The sequence below is a fragment of the Nocardioides eburneiflavus genome (assembly GCF_004785795.1).
GTDB classification, from domain to species: Bacteria; Actinomycetota; Actinomycetes; order Propionibacteriales; family Nocardioidaceae; genus Nocardioides; species Nocardioides eburneiflavus.
Window position 1 is genome coordinate 2,883,247 of the sequence record NZ_SRRO01000001.1, and the last position, 14,630, is coordinate 2,897,876.

15 protein-coding genes are annotated in these 14,630 nt (G+C 72.3%); 11 read left to right on the plus strand and 4 right to left on the minus strand.

Annotation, left to right across the window (positions count from 1 at the left end):
* Window positions 1–2: 2 nt before the first annotated feature.
* The 3 genes from atpD to EXE59_RS13595 all read left to right on the plus strand — a co-directional run bounded on the left by atpD (window position 3) and on the right by EXE59_RS13595 (window position 2,388).
* On the plus strand, window positions 3–1,460 hold the full coding sequence (gene atpD, locus EXE59_RS13585; RefSeq protein WP_135839383.1) for a F0F1 ATP synthase subunit beta: 1,458 nt from the start codon (window positions 3–5) through the stop codon (window positions 1,458–1,460).
* Entirely contained in the window at window positions 1,460–1,867 is a 408-nt protein-coding gene (locus EXE59_RS13590; protein WP_135839384.1) for a F0F1 ATP synthase subunit epsilon, read from the plus strand. Before atpD ends, EXE59_RS13590 begins: the two co-directional genes overlap by 1 nt.
* Before the next feature lie 77 nt (window positions 1,868–1,944).
* Window positions 1,945–2,388, plus strand: coding sequence for a DUF2550 domain-containing protein (locus tag EXE59_RS13595; protein WP_135839385.1), 444 nt, complete (start codon window positions 1,945–1,947; stop codon window positions 2,386–2,388).
* 26 nt (window positions 2,389–2,414) lie between these two features.
* Here EXE59_RS13595 and EXE59_RS13600 read toward each other — a convergent pair whose 3' ends face one another.
* The gene (locus EXE59_RS13600; RefSeq protein WP_135839386.1) at window positions 2,415–3,539 is read right to left on the minus strand and encodes a LacI family DNA-binding transcriptional regulator; all 1,125 of its coding nucleotides are present in this window, start codon (window positions 3,537–3,539) and stop codon (window positions 2,415–2,417) included.
* Here EXE59_RS13600 and EXE59_RS13605 point away from each other — a divergent pair.
* A complete protein-coding gene (locus EXE59_RS13605; RefSeq protein WP_135839387.1) occupies window positions 3,454–4,626 on the plus strand; it encodes an MFS transporter in 1,173 nt (390 codons plus the stop codon). The two genes, EXE59_RS13600 and EXE59_RS13605, sit on opposite strands and share 86 nt — an antisense overlap.
* A 34-nt stretch (window positions 4,627–4,660) precedes the next feature.
* Here EXE59_RS13605 and EXE59_RS13610 read toward each other — a convergent pair whose 3' ends face one another.
* On the minus strand, window positions 4,661–7,846 hold the full coding sequence (locus tag EXE59_RS13610) for a DEAD/DEAH box helicase (RefSeq protein ID WP_135839388.1): 3,186 nt from the start codon (window positions 7,844–7,846) through the stop codon (window positions 4,661–4,663).
* Between the two features lie 79 nt (window positions 7,847–7,925).
* On the minus strand, window positions 7,926–8,510 hold the full coding sequence (locus tag EXE59_RS13615; protein WP_135839389.1) for a cob(I)yrinic acid a,c-diamide adenosyltransferase: 585 nt from the start codon (window positions 8,508–8,510) through the stop codon (window positions 7,926–7,928).
* Window positions 8,511–8,678: 168 nt separating this feature from the next.
* On the opposite strand from EXE59_RS13615, the gene EXE59_RS13620 reads away from it, so the two are divergent.
* Window positions 8,679–8,987, plus strand: coding sequence for an STAS domain-containing protein (locus EXE59_RS13620; RefSeq protein WP_135839390.1), 309 nt, complete (start codon window positions 8,679–8,681; stop codon window positions 8,985–8,987).
* 67 nt (window positions 8,988–9,054) lie between these two features.
* Window positions 9,055–11,055, plus strand: coding sequence for a protein meaA (locus EXE59_RS13625; RefSeq protein WP_135839391.1), 2,001 nt, complete (start codon window positions 9,055–9,057; stop codon window positions 11,053–11,055).
* Window positions 11,056–11,113: 58 nt separating this feature from the next.
* On the opposite strand, the gene EXE59_RS13630 is transcribed toward EXE59_RS13625, so the two are convergent.
* Complete coding sequence (locus EXE59_RS13630; protein WP_135839392.1) at window positions 11,114–11,350, minus strand: hypothetical protein; 237 nt, start codon at window positions 11,348–11,350, stop codon at window positions 11,114–11,116.
* Window positions 11,351–11,422: 72 nt separating this feature from the next.
* Between EXE59_RS13630 and EXE59_RS13635 the strand changes: the two genes are divergently transcribed.
* From EXE59_RS13635 to EXE59_RS13655, 5 genes are read left to right on the plus strand one after another with little or no spacing between them, the layout of a single operon-like run.
* Window positions 11,423–11,809: a YbaB/EbfC family nucleoid-associated protein gene (locus tag EXE59_RS13635; protein WP_135839393.1), complete on the plus strand. Its 387-nt coding sequence runs from the start codon at window positions 11,423–11,425 to the stop codon at window positions 11,807–11,809.
* On the plus strand, window positions 11,806–12,126 hold the full coding sequence (locus tag EXE59_RS13640; protein WP_135839394.1) for a hypothetical protein: 321 nt from the start codon (window positions 11,806–11,808) through the stop codon (window positions 12,124–12,126). The genes EXE59_RS13635 and EXE59_RS13640 overlap by 4 nt, the downstream gene beginning before the upstream one ends.
* Window positions 12,123–13,043: a WXG100 family type VII secretion target gene (locus EXE59_RS13645; protein WP_135839395.1), complete on the plus strand. Its 921-nt coding sequence runs from the start codon at window positions 12,123–12,125 to the stop codon at window positions 13,041–13,043. Before EXE59_RS13640 ends, EXE59_RS13645 begins: the two co-directional genes overlap by 4 nt.
* 39 nt (window positions 13,044–13,082) lie before the next feature.
* Window positions 13,083–14,003 carry an FAD-dependent oxidoreductase gene (locus EXE59_RS13650; RefSeq protein WP_135839396.1) on the plus strand — a complete coding sequence of 307 codons (921 nt, stop codon included), beginning with the start codon at window positions 13,083–13,085 and terminating at the stop codon, window positions 14,001–14,003.
* Entirely contained in the window at window positions 13,996–14,607 is a 612-nt protein-coding gene (locus tag EXE59_RS13655; protein ID WP_135839397.1) for a histidine phosphatase family protein, read from the plus strand. Before EXE59_RS13650 ends, EXE59_RS13655 begins: the two co-directional genes overlap by 8 nt.
* The last annotated feature ends 23 nt before the right edge of the window (window positions 14,608–14,630 follow it).

Below are 14,630 nucleotides of genomic sequence, written 5' to 3' on the forward strand. Positions count from 1 at the left end.
AAATGACTGCCACTGTTGAAGAGACCACCACGAGCGGCAACGCCGGCTCGGTCGGTCGCATCACGCGCGTCATCGGCCCGGTCGTGGACATCGAGTTCCCGACCGACGCCATGCCGTCGATCTACAACGCCCTCAAGGTCGACCTGACCCTGTCCGGCGAGACCACGACGATCACCCTCGAGGTGGCCCAGCACATCGGCGACGGCATGGTGCGAGCCATCTCGATGAAGCCGACCGACGGCCTGGTGCGCGGCGCGCAGGTGACCGACACCGGGGAGTCCATCACCGTGCCGGTCGGCGACGTCACGCTCGGCAAGGTGTTCAACACCACGGGTGACTGCCTCAACCTCGCCGAGGGCGAGACGCTCGACGTCCAGGAGCGGTGGGGCATCCACCGCAAGGCGCCCGCCTTCGACCAGCTGGAGTCCAAGACCCAGATGTTCGAGACCGGCATCAAGGTCATCGACCTCCTCACCCCCTACGTGCAGGGCGGCAAGATCGGCCTGTTCGGTGGTGCCGGCGTGGGCAAGACGGTGCTCATCCAGGAGATGATCGCCCGGGTCGCGAAGGACCACGGTGGTGTGTCCGTGTTCGCCGGTGTCGGCGAGCGCACCCGTGAGGGCAACGACCTCATCGTCGAGATGGAGGAGGCCGGCGTCATCGGCCAGACCGCCCTCGTCTTCGGCCAGATGGACGAGCCGCCGGGCACCCGCCTGCGCGTCGCGCTGTCGGCCCTGACGATGGCGGAGTACTTCCGCGACGTGCAGAAGCAGGACGTGCTGCTCTTCATCGACAACATCTTCCGCTTCACCCAGGCCGGTTCCGAGGTCTCCACGCTGCTCGGCCGCATGCCGTCCGCCGTGGGCTACCAGCCCAACCTCGCCGACGAGATGGGCCAGCTCCAGGAGCGCATCACCTCGACGCGTGGTCACTCGATCACCTCCATGCAGGCGATCTACGTGCCCGCCGACGACTACACCGACCCGGCTCCGGCCACGACCTTCGCGCACCTCGACGCGACCACCGAGCTCTCGCGTGAGATCGCCTCGCTCGGCATCTACCCGGCCGTGGATCCGCTCACGTCGACCTCGCGGATCCTCGACCCGCAGTACATCGGCGACGAGCACTACCGCTGCGCGGTGCGGATCAAGCAGATCCTCCAGCGCAACAAGGAGCTCCAGGACATCATCGCGATCCTCGGTGTCGACGAGCTCTCCGAGGAGGACAAGGTCATCGTCTCCCGGGCCCGTCGCATCCAGCGGTTCCTCTCGCAGAACACCTACGTCGCCAAGCAGTTCACCGGTATCGAGGGTTCGACTGTGCCGGTGGCCGACACCATCGAGGCGTTCAACAAGATCGCCGACGGCGAGTACGACCACGTGGCCGAGCAGGCCTTCTTCATGTGCGGCGGTCTGGACGACGTCGAGCAGAAGTGGGCCGAGATCCAGAAGAGCCTCTGATGGCTGACCTCTCCACCGACAAGGTCCTCCAGGTCGAGCTGGTCGCCGCCGACCGGCTCGTCTGGTCGGGCCAGGCCACGATGGTCATCGCCCGCACCACCGAGGGCGACGTCGGCATCCTGCCCAACCACGCGCCGCTGCTGTCCTCGATCATCGAGGGCGTCGTGGACGTGCAGACGGCGGAGGGCGAGACCTGGGTCGCCGCTGTCGACGCCGGCTTCATCTCGGTGGCCGACAACCGTGTCTCGATCCTCTCCGAACGGGCCGAGATGTCGCACGAGATCGACTTGGAGAAGGCGCGCCAGGACCTCGAGCGGGCCAAGGACGCCGGCGAGAACGACGACGCGGCCCAGGAGGCCGTACGTCGTGCCGAGGCGCGTATCCGCGCCGTGGAGCGGGCCTCCTGACAGCTGTCCGAAAGCTGACGCTAGGGTGAGCGCACGAACCGGTCGGTTCGTGCGCTCACTGCGTGTGGAGGGTGTGGATGCCGGTCTGGGAATGGGCGCTCGACATCGTCGGGCTGTGCCTGCTCCTGGCCCTGCTCTACGGCATCGCCCTCATCTTCCGGCGGCGGTTCATCGCCCGGCACGGCGGCACCTTCGAGCTCAGCTACCGGGTGCGCACCGACCACCCCGGACGCGGGTGGCTGCTCGGCATCGGCCGCTACTCGGGCCAGTCGCTGGAGTGGTTCCGCATCTTCTCGCTCTCGCCGCGCCCCAAGCGGGTGTGGGCGCGTGACCTGCTCGAGTACGCCGGTCGCCGCGCGCCGGCCGGCACCGAGGAGGTGTCGCTCTACGACGGCCACGTGGTCGCGTCGTGCCACTACGACGGCGACCCGCTCGAGATCGCGATGAGCGAGGCGTCGCTCACCGGCTTCCAGTCGTGGCTGGAGTCCGGGCCCCCGGGCACCGACTGGAACCGGCGGTAGGTCCTGGTCCGGAGGACGGACCGGGCTCAGGCCGGGCCCGTGGACCGACCGATCCGCAGGGCCACGGGGAGCAGGACGTCGTCGACGTCCTCACCGGCGATGCGCCCCAGGACCGCTCGCGCGGTCGCGCGTCCCTTGTCGGCCAGTGGCTGCACCACGGTGGTCAGCTCGACGTCGAGCCACGGCAGGACCACCCCGTCGAACCCCGCGACGCTGAGGTCGCGCGGCACGTCGAGCCCGCGACGCCGCGCCTCGACGACCACGCCGGCCGCCTGGACGTCGCTCTGGCACACCACGGCGGACGCGCCGGCCCCTCCGTCCCACCACGCTCCGACGGCCTGCTGCGCCGCCGCGACGTCGCTCGGGCAGGCGCCGATCAGCTCCACGTCGGGGAACACCTCGCGCAGGCCGGCCTCCCGCTCGCGCTGGGGGTGCGAGGCCTCGAGCGTGAGCGTCGCGACCCGACGATGGCCGAGGCCGTGGAGGTGCCTGCCCAGCGCCGCGGCTCCGGCCCGGTGGTCGATGTCGATGAAGGTGGTGCCGGGCCAGGCCGGGCCCTCCACGACGACCAGGGGCACGTCGCGGGCGACCAGGTCGGCGTGCGCCCCCCAGGTCTCGCGGCCGCAGATGTCGTAGATCACCGCGTCGAGGGGCAGGCCCACCTCCGCGTCGTCGGGCATGAGCAGCAGCCCCAGCCCGGCGGCGTCCAGCACCTCGGAGACGGCGTCGAGCATGGCCAGCGCCGCGGGGTCGCGGAAGGCGGTGCTCAGCTGCCCGACGGCGATGCCGACCACGCCGCTGCGTCCGCGGCGCAGGTTGCGTGCCAGCGGGTTGGGACCGGTCCAGCCGAGGGACGCCGCGGCTGCGAGCACCCGCTCGCGGGTGGCCGTCGACACGGGCTTGGTGCCGGAGAAGGCGTGCGAGGCGGTGGACAGGGACACGCCCGCCTCACTGGCGACATCGGCCAGGGTGGGGGAGCGGGTTGGACCGGACACGAGATCGGACGATAGCATCGAAACGTTTCGATCGAAACGTTTCGCCACCGCGCCGCCCAGGAGCTGTCCCGTGCCCACCCTCAACGCCGCCCGCAACGCCGTCGGGCTCACCTTCTTCCTCAACGGACTGGTCTTCGCCAGCTGGGTGTCGCGCATCCCCGAGGTCCGGTCGAGCTTCGGGCTGACCAACGGACAGCTCGGCCTGGTGCTCCTCGCGATCGCGCTGGGCTCGGTGCTCGCGCTGCCGACGACGGGAGCCGCCATCAACGCCCTCGGCACCGTCCGCATCGTGCGCCTGGGCGCGACCGCCGCGACCGTCGGGATGCTGGCCGCCGCGCTCGGACTGGGCGCGGTGCTCCCCCTGACCGTGGCGGGGCTGTTCCTCTACGGCCTGGGCATCGGCGTCTGGGACGTGGCCATGAACGTCGAGGGTGCCGAGGTCGAGCGCGGCCTGCACCGCACGATCATGCCCCGCTTCCACGCCGGCTTCAGCGCCGGGACCGTCGTCGGCGCGCTCGCGGGAGCGCTGCTGATCGAGCTCGGCGTCGCCGCCGTGGTGCACCTCGTGGGCGTCGTCCTGCTCGCGATCGCGCTCGTGTGGCGTACGTCCCCGAGCTTCCTGCCCGTCGTCGAGCGGCACGAGGAGACCACCGTCTCCGCCGCGCGTGCGTGGCTCGAGCCGCGCACGCTGCTCATCGGGGTCATGGTGCTGGCGCTGGCGATGACCGAGGGCACCGCCAACGACTGGCTCGCGGTGGCGCTGGTCGACGGGCACGACGTCTCGCACGCCGTGGGCGTCGCCGGCTTCGCGGTGTTCGTGCTCGCCATGACGGCCGGTCGCTTCGCCGGGACCGGTCTCATCGACCGCTTCGGACGGGTCGCCGTCCTGTGGAGCACGATGGCGGTGGCCGGCGCGGGAGTCCTGCTCATCGTGTTCGCCGAGCAGCCGGCCCTCGTCGTGACCGGGATCGTGCTCTGGGGCGTCGGCGCCTCGCTGGGCTTCCCGGTCGGGATGAGCGCGGCTGCCGACGACCCGGTCCGGGCGGCCTCGCGGGTGAGCGTGGTCTCCACGATCGGGTACGCGGCCTTCCTCGCCGGGCCTCCCTTCCTCGGGTTCGTCGGCGACGAGGTCGGCACCCTCAAGGCGCTGCTGGTCGTCGCCGTCCTGCTGATGCCGGCGGCTCTCGTGGTGCCGGCGGCACGAGAGCAGCGCGAGAGCGCGGTCGGGGCCGTCAGGTCCTGACCGCGCGGCAGCGGGCAGTCGGCTCGCGGTCTGCTCAGTCGTCGAAGAGGCCGCGGATGTCCGCGGCCGTGATGCCCATCGTCGAGGCGCCGCCCCCGTCGATGACCTTGGCGAAGAGCTCGGCCTTGCGCGCCTTGAGGGCCATCACCTTCTCCTCGATCGTGTCGGTCGCGACGAGCCGGTAGACGTGCACGTGCTGCGACTGCCCGATGCGGTGGGCGCGGTCCACGGCCTGCGCCTCCGCGGCCGGGTTCCACCAGGGGTCGAGCAGGAAGACGTAGTCGGCCTCGGTGAGCGTCAGTCCGGTGCCGCCGGCCTTGAGGCTGATCAGGAACACGGGGGCCTCGCCGGCGCGGAAGGCGTCGATCACGGCCTCGCGGTCGCGGGTCGAGCCGTCGAGGTAGACCGTCGCGACGCCCTCCTCGGTCAGCCGGTCGCGCACCCGGCGCAAGAAGGTCGTGAAGGTGCTGAACACCAGGGAGCGGTGCCCCTCGGCGGTGATCTCGACCAGGTGCTCGCTCAGCAGGTCGGTCTTGGCCGAGCCGACGTGCTCGTGGTCGGGGTCGACCAGCGCCGGGTCGAGGGCCAGCTGTCGCAGCCTGGTCAGCGCCGAGAAGATGGCGACCCGGTTGCGGTCGAAGTCCTCCACCAGTCCGAGGATCTTCTGGCGCTCCTTGGCGAGGTGGGTGTCGTAGATCCGGCGGTGCCGGGGCCCCAGGTCGACGTCGAGCACCTGCTCCTGCTTGGGCGGCAGCTCGGTCGCGACGAGGTCCTTGGTGCGGCGCAGCACGAAGGGCCGGATGCGCGTGCGGAAGCGCCGCAGTGCGACGTCGTCGCCGTCCTTCTCCACCGGGCCCACGACGACCTCGCGGAAGCGCCGAGCAGTGGGGTAGAGGCCGGGCGCGGCGAGCGAGAGCAGCGCCCACAGCTCCAGCAACCGGTTCTCGAAGGGCGTGCCGGTGACGGCGAGGCGGAAGTCGGCGTCGATCGCGCGCGCGGCGGCATGGGTCTTGCCCTGGTGGTTCTTGACCTGCTGCGCCTCGTCGAGCACGAGACCGCCCCAGCGCCGGGAGGCGAGCTGCTCCCGCGCGAGGCGCAGCATGGCGTAGGTGGTCACGACGAGGTCGCTGGTGGCCGCAAGGGCGGCGACGTCGTCGCTGCGGCGGCGTACGACCCCCACGCGGAGCCCGGGCGCGTGGGTGGCCGCCTGCTGCCGCCAGGCGGAGACGACGCTGGTGGGCGCGACGACGAGGAACGGCGAGGTGTCGCCGGCCGACCTCGCGTGCTGGACGAGCGCGAGCACCTGAAGGGTCTTGCCCAGCCCCATGTCGTCGGCCAAGATCCCGCCGAGCCCGTGCTCGTGGAGGAAGGCGAGCCACCAGAAGCCCTCGAGCTGGTAGGGGCGCAGCGTCGTCGTCAGGCCGTCGGGGACGTCCGGACGCGGCATCTCGTCGAGGTCACGCAGGGCGGTGGCCCGCTCGACCCAGGTCGCAGCCCGAGCGTCCATGGTGCCGAGCTCCGCCAGCTCGGCCCAGGCGCCGAGGTCGCCCGTGCCGATGCTCAGCCGGCCCGGCTCGGACTCGCGGAGCTGCGCCGCGAGCGCCACCGCCTCGTGGAGCCGGGAGAACTCCGGTCGGTCGAGGGACACGTAGGTGCCGCTCGGCAGGACCAGGAACTCCTCGTCGCGGGTCACCGCGGCCAGCACGTCGGGCAGCGGCACCTGCTCGCCGTCGATGCTCACGAGCACCTCGAGGTCGAGCCAGTCGGTGTGGTCGGGCTGCGCCTCGGCCAGGACGAAGGCGATCTCGGGTGCCGCCGTCGACTCCCGGAAGTCGGGCGGGCCGACCTCCTCGACGACGAGGTCGGGGAGCGTACGGAGGTGCGGCAGGTCGTGGAGGGCGAGCGCGAGCGCGTCCCCGCCCGAGGCGGTCGTGGTGCCGAGGAGCTCGGCAGGCACGTCCGCGAGGATCGACTGCTCGGCCTCCGGGTCGCGCAGGCCACCGAGGGCGTCCCGGCCGCTGAGCGGCGACCGCTGGTCGCCGTAGGCCCAGGACCAGGCGAGATCGGCGTGCGTGGAGGACCGCCAGGTCACCGTCAGGGCGAGACGGGGCCGAGGTGCCGCCGGCACCTCCACGGAGCCGTCGGACGACTCCATCCGGAGGCTCCGGACGACGGGCGCGAGCGCCTCGAGGAAGGCCTCGCGCTCGTCCGTCGCGGCGACGACGGGACGACCGAGGACGAGGTCCATCACGGAGTCGTGGCACGGCTCCGTCAGCTCTGCCAGGATGACGTCGTCGCCGTCGACGAGCGCTACCGAGGTGGCGGGCCGCCCGATCGGCACGACCTCGTCCGCCCGCCAGCGCCGGTCGACGCTGCGGACCGAGACCTCCAGGGTGGGCCTCCCGTCGACCTCGGTGAGGTCGGCGACGACCGCCGCCGGCTCCGCGGCGACCGACACCGACGACAGTCCGGCGCCCGCGACCAGGGTGACGCCCCGCGCGAGGGCTGCGCGCACGGCCGGCACGAGGCGGTCGCCGTAGTCGTCGAGCATCGGGGCCGCCCCGGCGACGAGGTAGGCGTGCCGCGAGACCAGGCCGCGGTGCAGCGCCTGCAGGGCGTCGACCTGCGCCGGGACGTAGCGGGACCGTGCGACGGGACCGGCGAGGTCGCTCCACTCGGCACCGCTGCGGGCCCAGCCGCGGCGCGCGCCGGGGCGTACGGGTCTCATCGACAGCTCACCGGCCGTGCTGCGCGACCACCGCGACGGCGGTCGACGGGCGACCTCGAGGCCGAGCCCCTGGCCGCTGAGGGTCGACCGCGCCCGCGCCTCGAGCTCGTCGGTGAGGCGGGACAGCTGGCGGCGCCACATCGGCTCCGGCTCCGCCGGCCCGGCCACGCGGTCCCGGGTCATGTCCGCCACCGACGTGGGGGCACGGAGGCGCAGCGCGACCGCCGCCCCGTGCTTGCACATCCGCCCCACCGGGCACGAGCACGAGCTGAAGACCCAGTCGGCGGCGGCATCGACCTCGGCGTGGAGCTGGACGCGGTAGGGGAAAGGGGCGGTGCCGCGGACGGAGGCGGTGGCGGTCAGGCTGCTGTCGGTCTCGTGGACGACCGCGAGGTCCTCGACGAGGTGGGCACAGGCGCGGGCGCGAGCCAGCGCACCGAGGTCGAAGAACCCGGCGAGGTAGGAGTCGGTGAGCGCGTCGCGGATGTCCATGTCGCGCCCATCGTGTCACCGCCCGGCGACAGCGGGCGGTCCTTGTCCACAGCCCCCGGCGCGCGTGGGGCGGCGTGCCTCAGCGCTCCCCGCCCGGCACCCACAGGACGTCGCCGTTCTCGCGGTTGGCGTGGCGGGCGAGGATGAACAGCAGGTCGGAGAGCCGGTTGAGGTAGGTGATGGCGAGGACGTTCATGGTGTCCTCGTGCTCGGCCCAGGCGGCCCACCCGGCGCGCTCGGCCCGGCGTACGACCGTGCGGGCGACGTGGAGGTGCGCGGCGCCGGGCGTGCCGCCGTTGAGGATGAAGGAGCGGAGGGCAGGAAGCTCCTCGTTGTAGTGGTCGCACCACGCCTCGAGGCGGTCGACGTAGTCCTGCTCCACCCGCAGCGGGGGGTACTTCGGGTCCGGCACGACGGGCGTGGAGAAGTCGGCGCCGACGTCGAAGAGGTCGTTCTGCACGCGGGTGAGCACCGCGACCACGTCGTCGGCGAGGCTCCCGTCGACCGCGGCGTGGGCGAGGGCGACGCCGATGTGGGCGTTGCCCTCGTCGACGCAGGCGTACGCCTCGAGGCGCAGGTCGGTCTTCGACGTCTCGCTCATGTCGCCGAGGCGGGTCCGTCCGGCGTCGCCGGTGCGGGTGTAGATGCGCGTCAGGTTCACCATGTCACGACACTAGCGGGGCGCCTCGGCGCGTCGAGACCAAGGAGCCCACTGACCGTGACTCGCCGAAAAAGGTGAAGCATGGATGCAACCCGCAGGGGTACAACTACGTCAGTAGGAGTGACAGCAGTCACAGCATGGCGTCGGGGGACGCCGGTCAGGAGCACCGGGATGGACATCGTCACCGAGGGTCACACGCTGGTCCTGCACGGAGACTTCGACGTGCGCAGCACGTGGGAGGTGCGCAACGCCATCTACGAGCGCATCGACACCTTCGACGACGACGTGGTCATCGACATGACCGACGTGTCCACCATCGACGCGACCGCCCTGCGGCTGCTGGCCGTCGCCACCCGGCACGCCTGGCTCTCGGGCCACCACCTCACCGTGCGCAACCCCGGCCCGGCGGTGCGCCGCATGGCGCACCTGACCCGGCTGGCCCACGCCATCGAGGTCGAGCAGGTCGCCGCCACGGCCTGACGCGATGAGGCATCAGTCACACGTCCACCCGGTGACTGACCGGTAACCCGCGCCCTACTGTGTCGCCATGAGCGAATCTGGAGGGCGGAAGGATCGCCCGTGGGTGATGCGGACGTACGCCGGGCACTCGACGGCCGAGGCGTCCAACGCGCTCTACCGCACCAACCTGGCCAAGGGGCAGACCGGTCTGAGCGTCGCCTTCGACCTGCCCACCCAGACCGGCTACGACCCCGACAGCCCGCTCAGCCGTGGCGAGGTCGGCAAGGTCGGCGTACCGGTCCCGCACCTGGGTGAGATGCGCAAGCTCTTCAGCGGGATCCCGCTGACCGAGATGAACACCTCGATGACCATCAACGCGGTCGCGATGTGGATGCTCGCGATGTACCAGGTGGTGGCCGAGGAGCAGAACCCCGACCTGTCGCCGGAGGAGGTCGCCGCCCAGCTGGCCGGCACCACCCAGAACGACATCATCAAGGAGTACCTCTCCCGCGGGACGTACGCGTTCCCGCCCGAGGCCTCGATGCGGTTGATCGCCGACATGATCGCCTACACGGTCCACCAGATCCCGAAGTGGAACCCGATCAACATCTGCAGCTACCACCTGCAGGAGGCGGGCGCCACGCCGACCCAGGAGCTCGCCTACGCGCTGAGCACCGCGATCGCGGTGCTCGACGAGGTGAAGGAGTCCGGCCAGGTCTCCGACGACGACTTCGAGACGGTCGTCGGGCGGATCTCCTTCTTCGTCAACGCCGGCGTGCGCTTCGTCGAGGAGACCTGCAAGATGCGGGCCTTCGTCCAGCTCTGGGACGAGATCACCCGCGAGCGCTACGGCGTCCAGGACCCGAAGATGCGCCGCTTCCGCTACGGCGTGCAGGTCAACTCGCTCGGGCTGACCGAGGCCCAGCCGGAGAACAACGTCCAGCGCATCGTGCTGGAGATGCTCGGCGTCACGCTGTCCAAGAACGCCCGCGCCCGCGCGCTCCAGCTGCCCGCGTGGAACGAGGCGCTCGGCCTGCCCCGCCCGTGGGACCAGCAGTGGTCGCTGCGCCTGCAGCAGGTGCTGGCCTTCGAGTCCGACCTGCTGGAGTACGACGACATCTTCGACGGCTCGCACGTGATCGAGGCGAAGGTCGCCGAGCTGGTCGCGAGCGCGAGGGCCGAGATCGACCGGGTCCAGGAGATGGGTGGCGCGATCGCCGCCGTCGACTACATGAAGTCCGAGCTGGTCTCGTCCCACGCCGCCCGGCGCGCCCGGATCGAGTCGGGCGAGGAGGTCATCGTCGGCGTCAACAAGTTCGAGTCGACGGAGCCCTCGCCGCTGACGGCCGACCTCGACGGCGCCATCATGGCCGCCGACCCCGAGGCGGAGAAGACGGCCCGGGCGAGCGTCGAGGCGTGGAAGGCGGAGCGCGACGAGGCCGAGGTCGCCGAGGCGCTCGAGGCGCTCGCCGCGGCCGCCGCGACGGACGCCAACCTGATGGCGCCGACCCTGGCCGCCGCCCGCGCGGGCGCGACGACGGGGGAGTGGGCCGCCACCCTGCGCGACGTCTTCGGCGAGTACCGGGGCCCGACCGGCGTCACGGGCGCGGCCGTCGCCGAGGCCGGTGCCGAGCTGGCGGCCGTACGCGAGCGGGTCCGTGCCACCGGGGAGGAGCTCGGTGGCCGGCTGCGGCTGCTCGTCGGCAAGCCGGGGCTCGACGGCCACTCCAACGGCGCCGAGCAGGTCGCCGTGCGCGCTCGCGACGCCGGCTTCGAGGTCGTCTACCAGGGCATCCGGCTCACCCCGCAGCAGATCGTCGCCGCAGCGGTGGCCGAGGACGTGCACTGCATCGGCCTGTCGATCCTGTCCGGGTCGCACATGGAGCTGGTGCCCGACGTGCTCGACGGCCTGCGCGACGCTGGTCTGTCCGACATCCCCGTGATCGTCGGCGGGATCATCCCGGACTCCGACGGCCGCCGGCTGCGCGAGCTCGGCGTGGCCGCGGTCTACACGCCCAAGGACTACGGGCTGACCGAGATCATGGGCGGGATCGTCGACGTGATCCGCAGGGCCAACGGGCTCGACTGACGGCTCGACTGACGGGCTCGACTGACGGCTGGGCCGCCAGCCGACCGGGGGGTCGCGCTCAGTCGCGCCGGGTGGCCCGCCTCGCCGCCCCGGCCGCCGCCGTGAGGCCGTAGATCCACAGCAGACCGGTGCCGAGGTAGTGCACGACGACTCCGCCGAGTGCGCCCAGCCCTGCCGCCACGCCCCAGCCGGCGTCGGCGGAGACGGCCGCCTTGACGACGAGGCCCAGCACGGCGCCGGTGGCAGCGAGGACCAGCAGGGTCCAGGCACTGTCGAAGATCCCGAGAACTCTCACGGCACGAACCCTACGATCCGGTTTGCCGCTCGGGCGACCCGGGCATGGTGTCCCGCGACGAGAAGGAGATCGATGGACATCGAGAGCATCACGAGGGACGCCGAGGCACGACTCGAGGCCGTCGCGGCCATGCAGAGCGAGCTCCAGGAGCTGCGTGGGCGGGCCCAGAACCGGTCCGGCAACGTGCGGGTGGAGGTCAACCCCGCCGGCGCCCTCCTCGACCTGCACCTCAGCGAGAGCGCCCGCGACCTCGCTGCCGACCAGCTGGCCGTCGAGATCCTCCGGACCGTGCGCGAGGCGCAGGTCTCGGTGGCCGCCGACATGCGGCGCATCGTCGGCGGCCTGGTGCCTGAGGAGCGGCTCGCCGCGCTGTCGGAGGGCAGGATCCCCGACAGCACGATGCGCTCGGTCGACGAGGAGCTGGCCAACCTGCGTGCACTGAGGGGGCAGGGACGATGAGCGCCGGCATCGAGCTCGGCTTCGAGGAGCTGCTCGCCGGGGCCGACGCCCAGCTCGGGCTGTCGGAGCGGGCTTCGGACATGTCGAGCGAGGCGGGGGCGATCCTGCTGCCCGACGGTGCGCTCGGCAAGCTGCCCGAGAGCGACGAGATCCGGACGGTGTCCGAGCAGCGTGCCGCCGGGGCGGCCGAGGCGCTCGACACGGTGGCGGAGTGCATGGAGATCCTGGCCTCGGCGCTCAAGGACACCGTCGAGGACTTCAGCAACGTGGAGGCCCTCCTGGCCGAAGCCTTCGACCGGATGCGAGGCGAGTCGTGAGCGCGAGCGGGGCAGTCGACGTCTGGCAGCGGATCAACGGGTGGATGGCGCCGCTGGACGGCGCGATCGACGCCGTCATGCGGCCCCTGGTCTCACCCCTGGCCGACCAGTTCGACTGGGTCACGGGGGACTCCGCCGAGGTCAGCGCCACCGCGGAGCGCTGGCGCGACATGGCGCGCCGGACCCGCGCACTCAGCGACTCCGAGCTCAACGAGGCCCTCCGCACCGCTGCAGGCTGGACCGGGCAGGCCAGCGACGCGTTCGAGCGCCTGGCGCGCGAGTTCGCGCAGCAGATCGACGCGGTCGCCGCCGAGATGGACGAGACCGCCGAGTACCTCCTCGACGCCTCCCTCGAGGTCAAGATGGCCGAGGACCTGGTGGAGACCATCATCCGCGAGCTGATTGAGTGGGCCCTGATCACGCTGGTCGTCTCCGCGGCGCTGACCGTGGTGACCTTCGGGGCGAGCGCCGCCGCGGGCGGAGCGGCCGCGGCAGCGCAGGCGGCCGTCGCCGGGTCCCGCGTCGCGTCCGCGCTGGCCAAGCTGGCCAGGCTGCTGCGCGCCGTCGCCGACGCGCTCAAGGCCGTCAAGGCGATGAAGACCCTGAGCCGGGAGGGGATCCTGGTCAAGACCATCCTGGTCAAGGGGATGCTCATCAAGCCGGTGGTCAAGGGCGTCACCGGGCTGACCGGAGCCCCGATCTCGGAGTCCGCCGAGTCCATCATCGACGGCTTCGCCGACATCGCGGCCGATGAGGTCGACGACCAGCGCCGCCGCGACCAGGGCCCCCGGACGCCGTTGCGGGACCGGATCGAGGACCCCCTCAGGCCGATCACCGACCACCTGCCACCCCCCGGACCGGTCGACGACGCCATCGACCGCCTCCGCGACCGGGTGCCGGCCGGGCCGGGCGAGTAGCCGCCGCACGCCGCCCCGACCCACTGGCACACTCGGCCCATGTCCTCCTCCTCCGCTCGACGCGTCCTGGTGGTCGGCGCCGGTGTCGTGGGCCTGACCTGCGCCGTACGCCTGCTCGAGGCCGGCCACCGCGTGGACGTCGTGGCGCGCGACCTGCCGCTCGAGACCACCTCGGCCGTGGCGGCTGCCCTCTGGTACCCCTACCGGGCGTTGCCGCAGGAGCGGGTCACCGCGTGGGCGGCGACGACGTACGGCGTCCTCGAGGGCCTGTCCGCAGATGCGCGCAGCGGCGTCCGGATGCTCACCGGCACCGAGGTGCTGAGTGAGCACCAGCCCGAGCCGTGGTGGCGCAGCGCGGTGCCGGCGCTGGACCGGGAGACCGCGCTGCCTCCCGGGTACGCCGACGGCTGGACGTTCGTCGCGCCGGTCGTCGACATGCCGGTCCACCTGCGGTGGCTCATCGCCAGGATCGACGAGCTCGGTGGCACCCTGACCCGGATGAACCTGTCCGCGCTGCCCGGCGACGGGAGCCTCGTCGTCAACGCCACCGGACTGGGTGCGCGGCACTTCGGCGCGGACCCGTCCGTGCAGCCGGTGCGGGGGCAGGTGGTCGTCGTCGAGCAGGTCGGCCTCGACCGCTGGACGCTCGACGGCGCCGGGCTCACCTACGTGGTGCCCCGCACCCACGAGATCGTCGTGGGGGGCACGGACGTGGAGGGCGAGTGGAGCCGTACGCCCGACCCGGACGTCGCCGCGGACGTGCTGCACCGCGCCACCGCGCTCGTCCCGGCGCTGGAGGGCGCCCGGGTCCTGCGCCACAAGGTCGGGCTCCGGCCGGCCCGGCCCGAGGTCCGCGTCGAGCGGGTCGGGGACGTCATCCACTGCTACGGCCACGGCGGCGCCGGGGTCACCCTGTCGTGGGGCTGCGCCGGCGACGTGGTGGGGTTGGCCGGTGACTGACCTCCAGTGCCCCGCCCGGGTGTTCGTGGCCCGGCACGGCGAGGCCGTCTACGAGTCCGAGCTGCTGAGCGATGCCGGGGGCTGGCTGAGCCCGCTGGGGCGCCAGCAGGCGCGGGAGCTGGCCGAGTCGCTGGCCGGCGAGCGGATCGCCCGCGTGTGGACCAGTGACATGGCGCGTGCGGTGCAGACCGGCGAGATCGTGGCCGCGCGGCTGGGCGTCGACGTGGTCGTGCGCAAGGGTCTGCGTGAGTTCGGCGTCGGTGACGCGGCCGGCACGACCGGCGATCCCGATCCGTTCGCGGCCACGTTCGCCGCGTGGCTCGCCGGCGACCTGGCGGCCCGGATCCCCGGGGCGGAGAGCGGCCACGAGGTCGTCGCGCGCTACGAGGCCGTCCTCGGCGAGGTCGCCGACGAGCACCGCGGCGAGTCGGTGCTGGTGATCAGCCACGGCGGGGTGATGTGCATGGCGCTCTCCGCCCTGGCGCACAACCTCGCCCTGAGCCACAGCCGCGACCTCCCGATGCCGAACTGCGGCGTGGTGGCGCTCGAGGTCGACGCCGACGGGTGGGCGGCCAGGTCGTGGGCGGGGACCGCCGTCACCTGAGACAAATAGGTAAGGCTTGCCTA

Coding starts and splice junctions, on each gene's coding strand:
- atpD (WP_135839383.1), top strand. CDS start 3: ATGACTGCCACTGTTGAAGAGACCACCACGAGCGGCAACGCCGGCTCG.
- EXE59_RS13590 (WP_135839384.1), top strand. CDS start 1,460: ATGGCTGACCTCTCCACCGACAAGGTCCTCCAGGTCGAGCTGGTCGCC.
- EXE59_RS13595 (WP_135839385.1), top strand. CDS start 1,945: ATGCCGGTCTGGGAATGGGCGCTCGACATCGTCGGGCTGTGCCTGCTC.
- EXE59_RS13600 (WP_135839386.1), bottom strand. CDS start 3,539: ATGCGCGACACCCAGCTGGCGAAGACCAGTCCGTTGAGGAAGAAGGTG.
- EXE59_RS13610 (WP_135839388.1), bottom strand. CDS start 7,846: ATGGACATCCGCGACGCGCTCACCGACTCCTACCTCGCCGGGTTCTTC.
- EXE59_RS13615 (WP_135839389.1), bottom strand. CDS start 8,510: ATGGTGAACCTGACGCGCATCTACACCCGCACCGGCGACGCCGGACGG.
- EXE59_RS13620 (WP_135839390.1), top strand. CDS start 8,679: ATGGACATCGTCACCGAGGGTCACACGCTGGTCCTGCACGGAGACTTC.
- EXE59_RS13625 (WP_135839391.1), top strand. CDS start 9,055: ATGAGCGAATCTGGAGGGCGGAAGGATCGCCCGTGGGTGATGCGGACG.
- EXE59_RS13635 (WP_135839393.1), top strand. CDS start 11,423: ATGGACATCGAGAGCATCACGAGGGACGCCGAGGCACGACTCGAGGCC.
- EXE59_RS13640 (WP_135839394.1), top strand. CDS start 11,806: ATGAGCGCCGGCATCGAGCTCGGCTTCGAGGAGCTGCTCGCCGGGGCC.
- EXE59_RS13650 (WP_135839396.1), top strand. CDS start 13,083: ATGTCCTCCTCCTCCGCTCGACGCGTCCTGGTGGTCGGCGCCGGTGTC.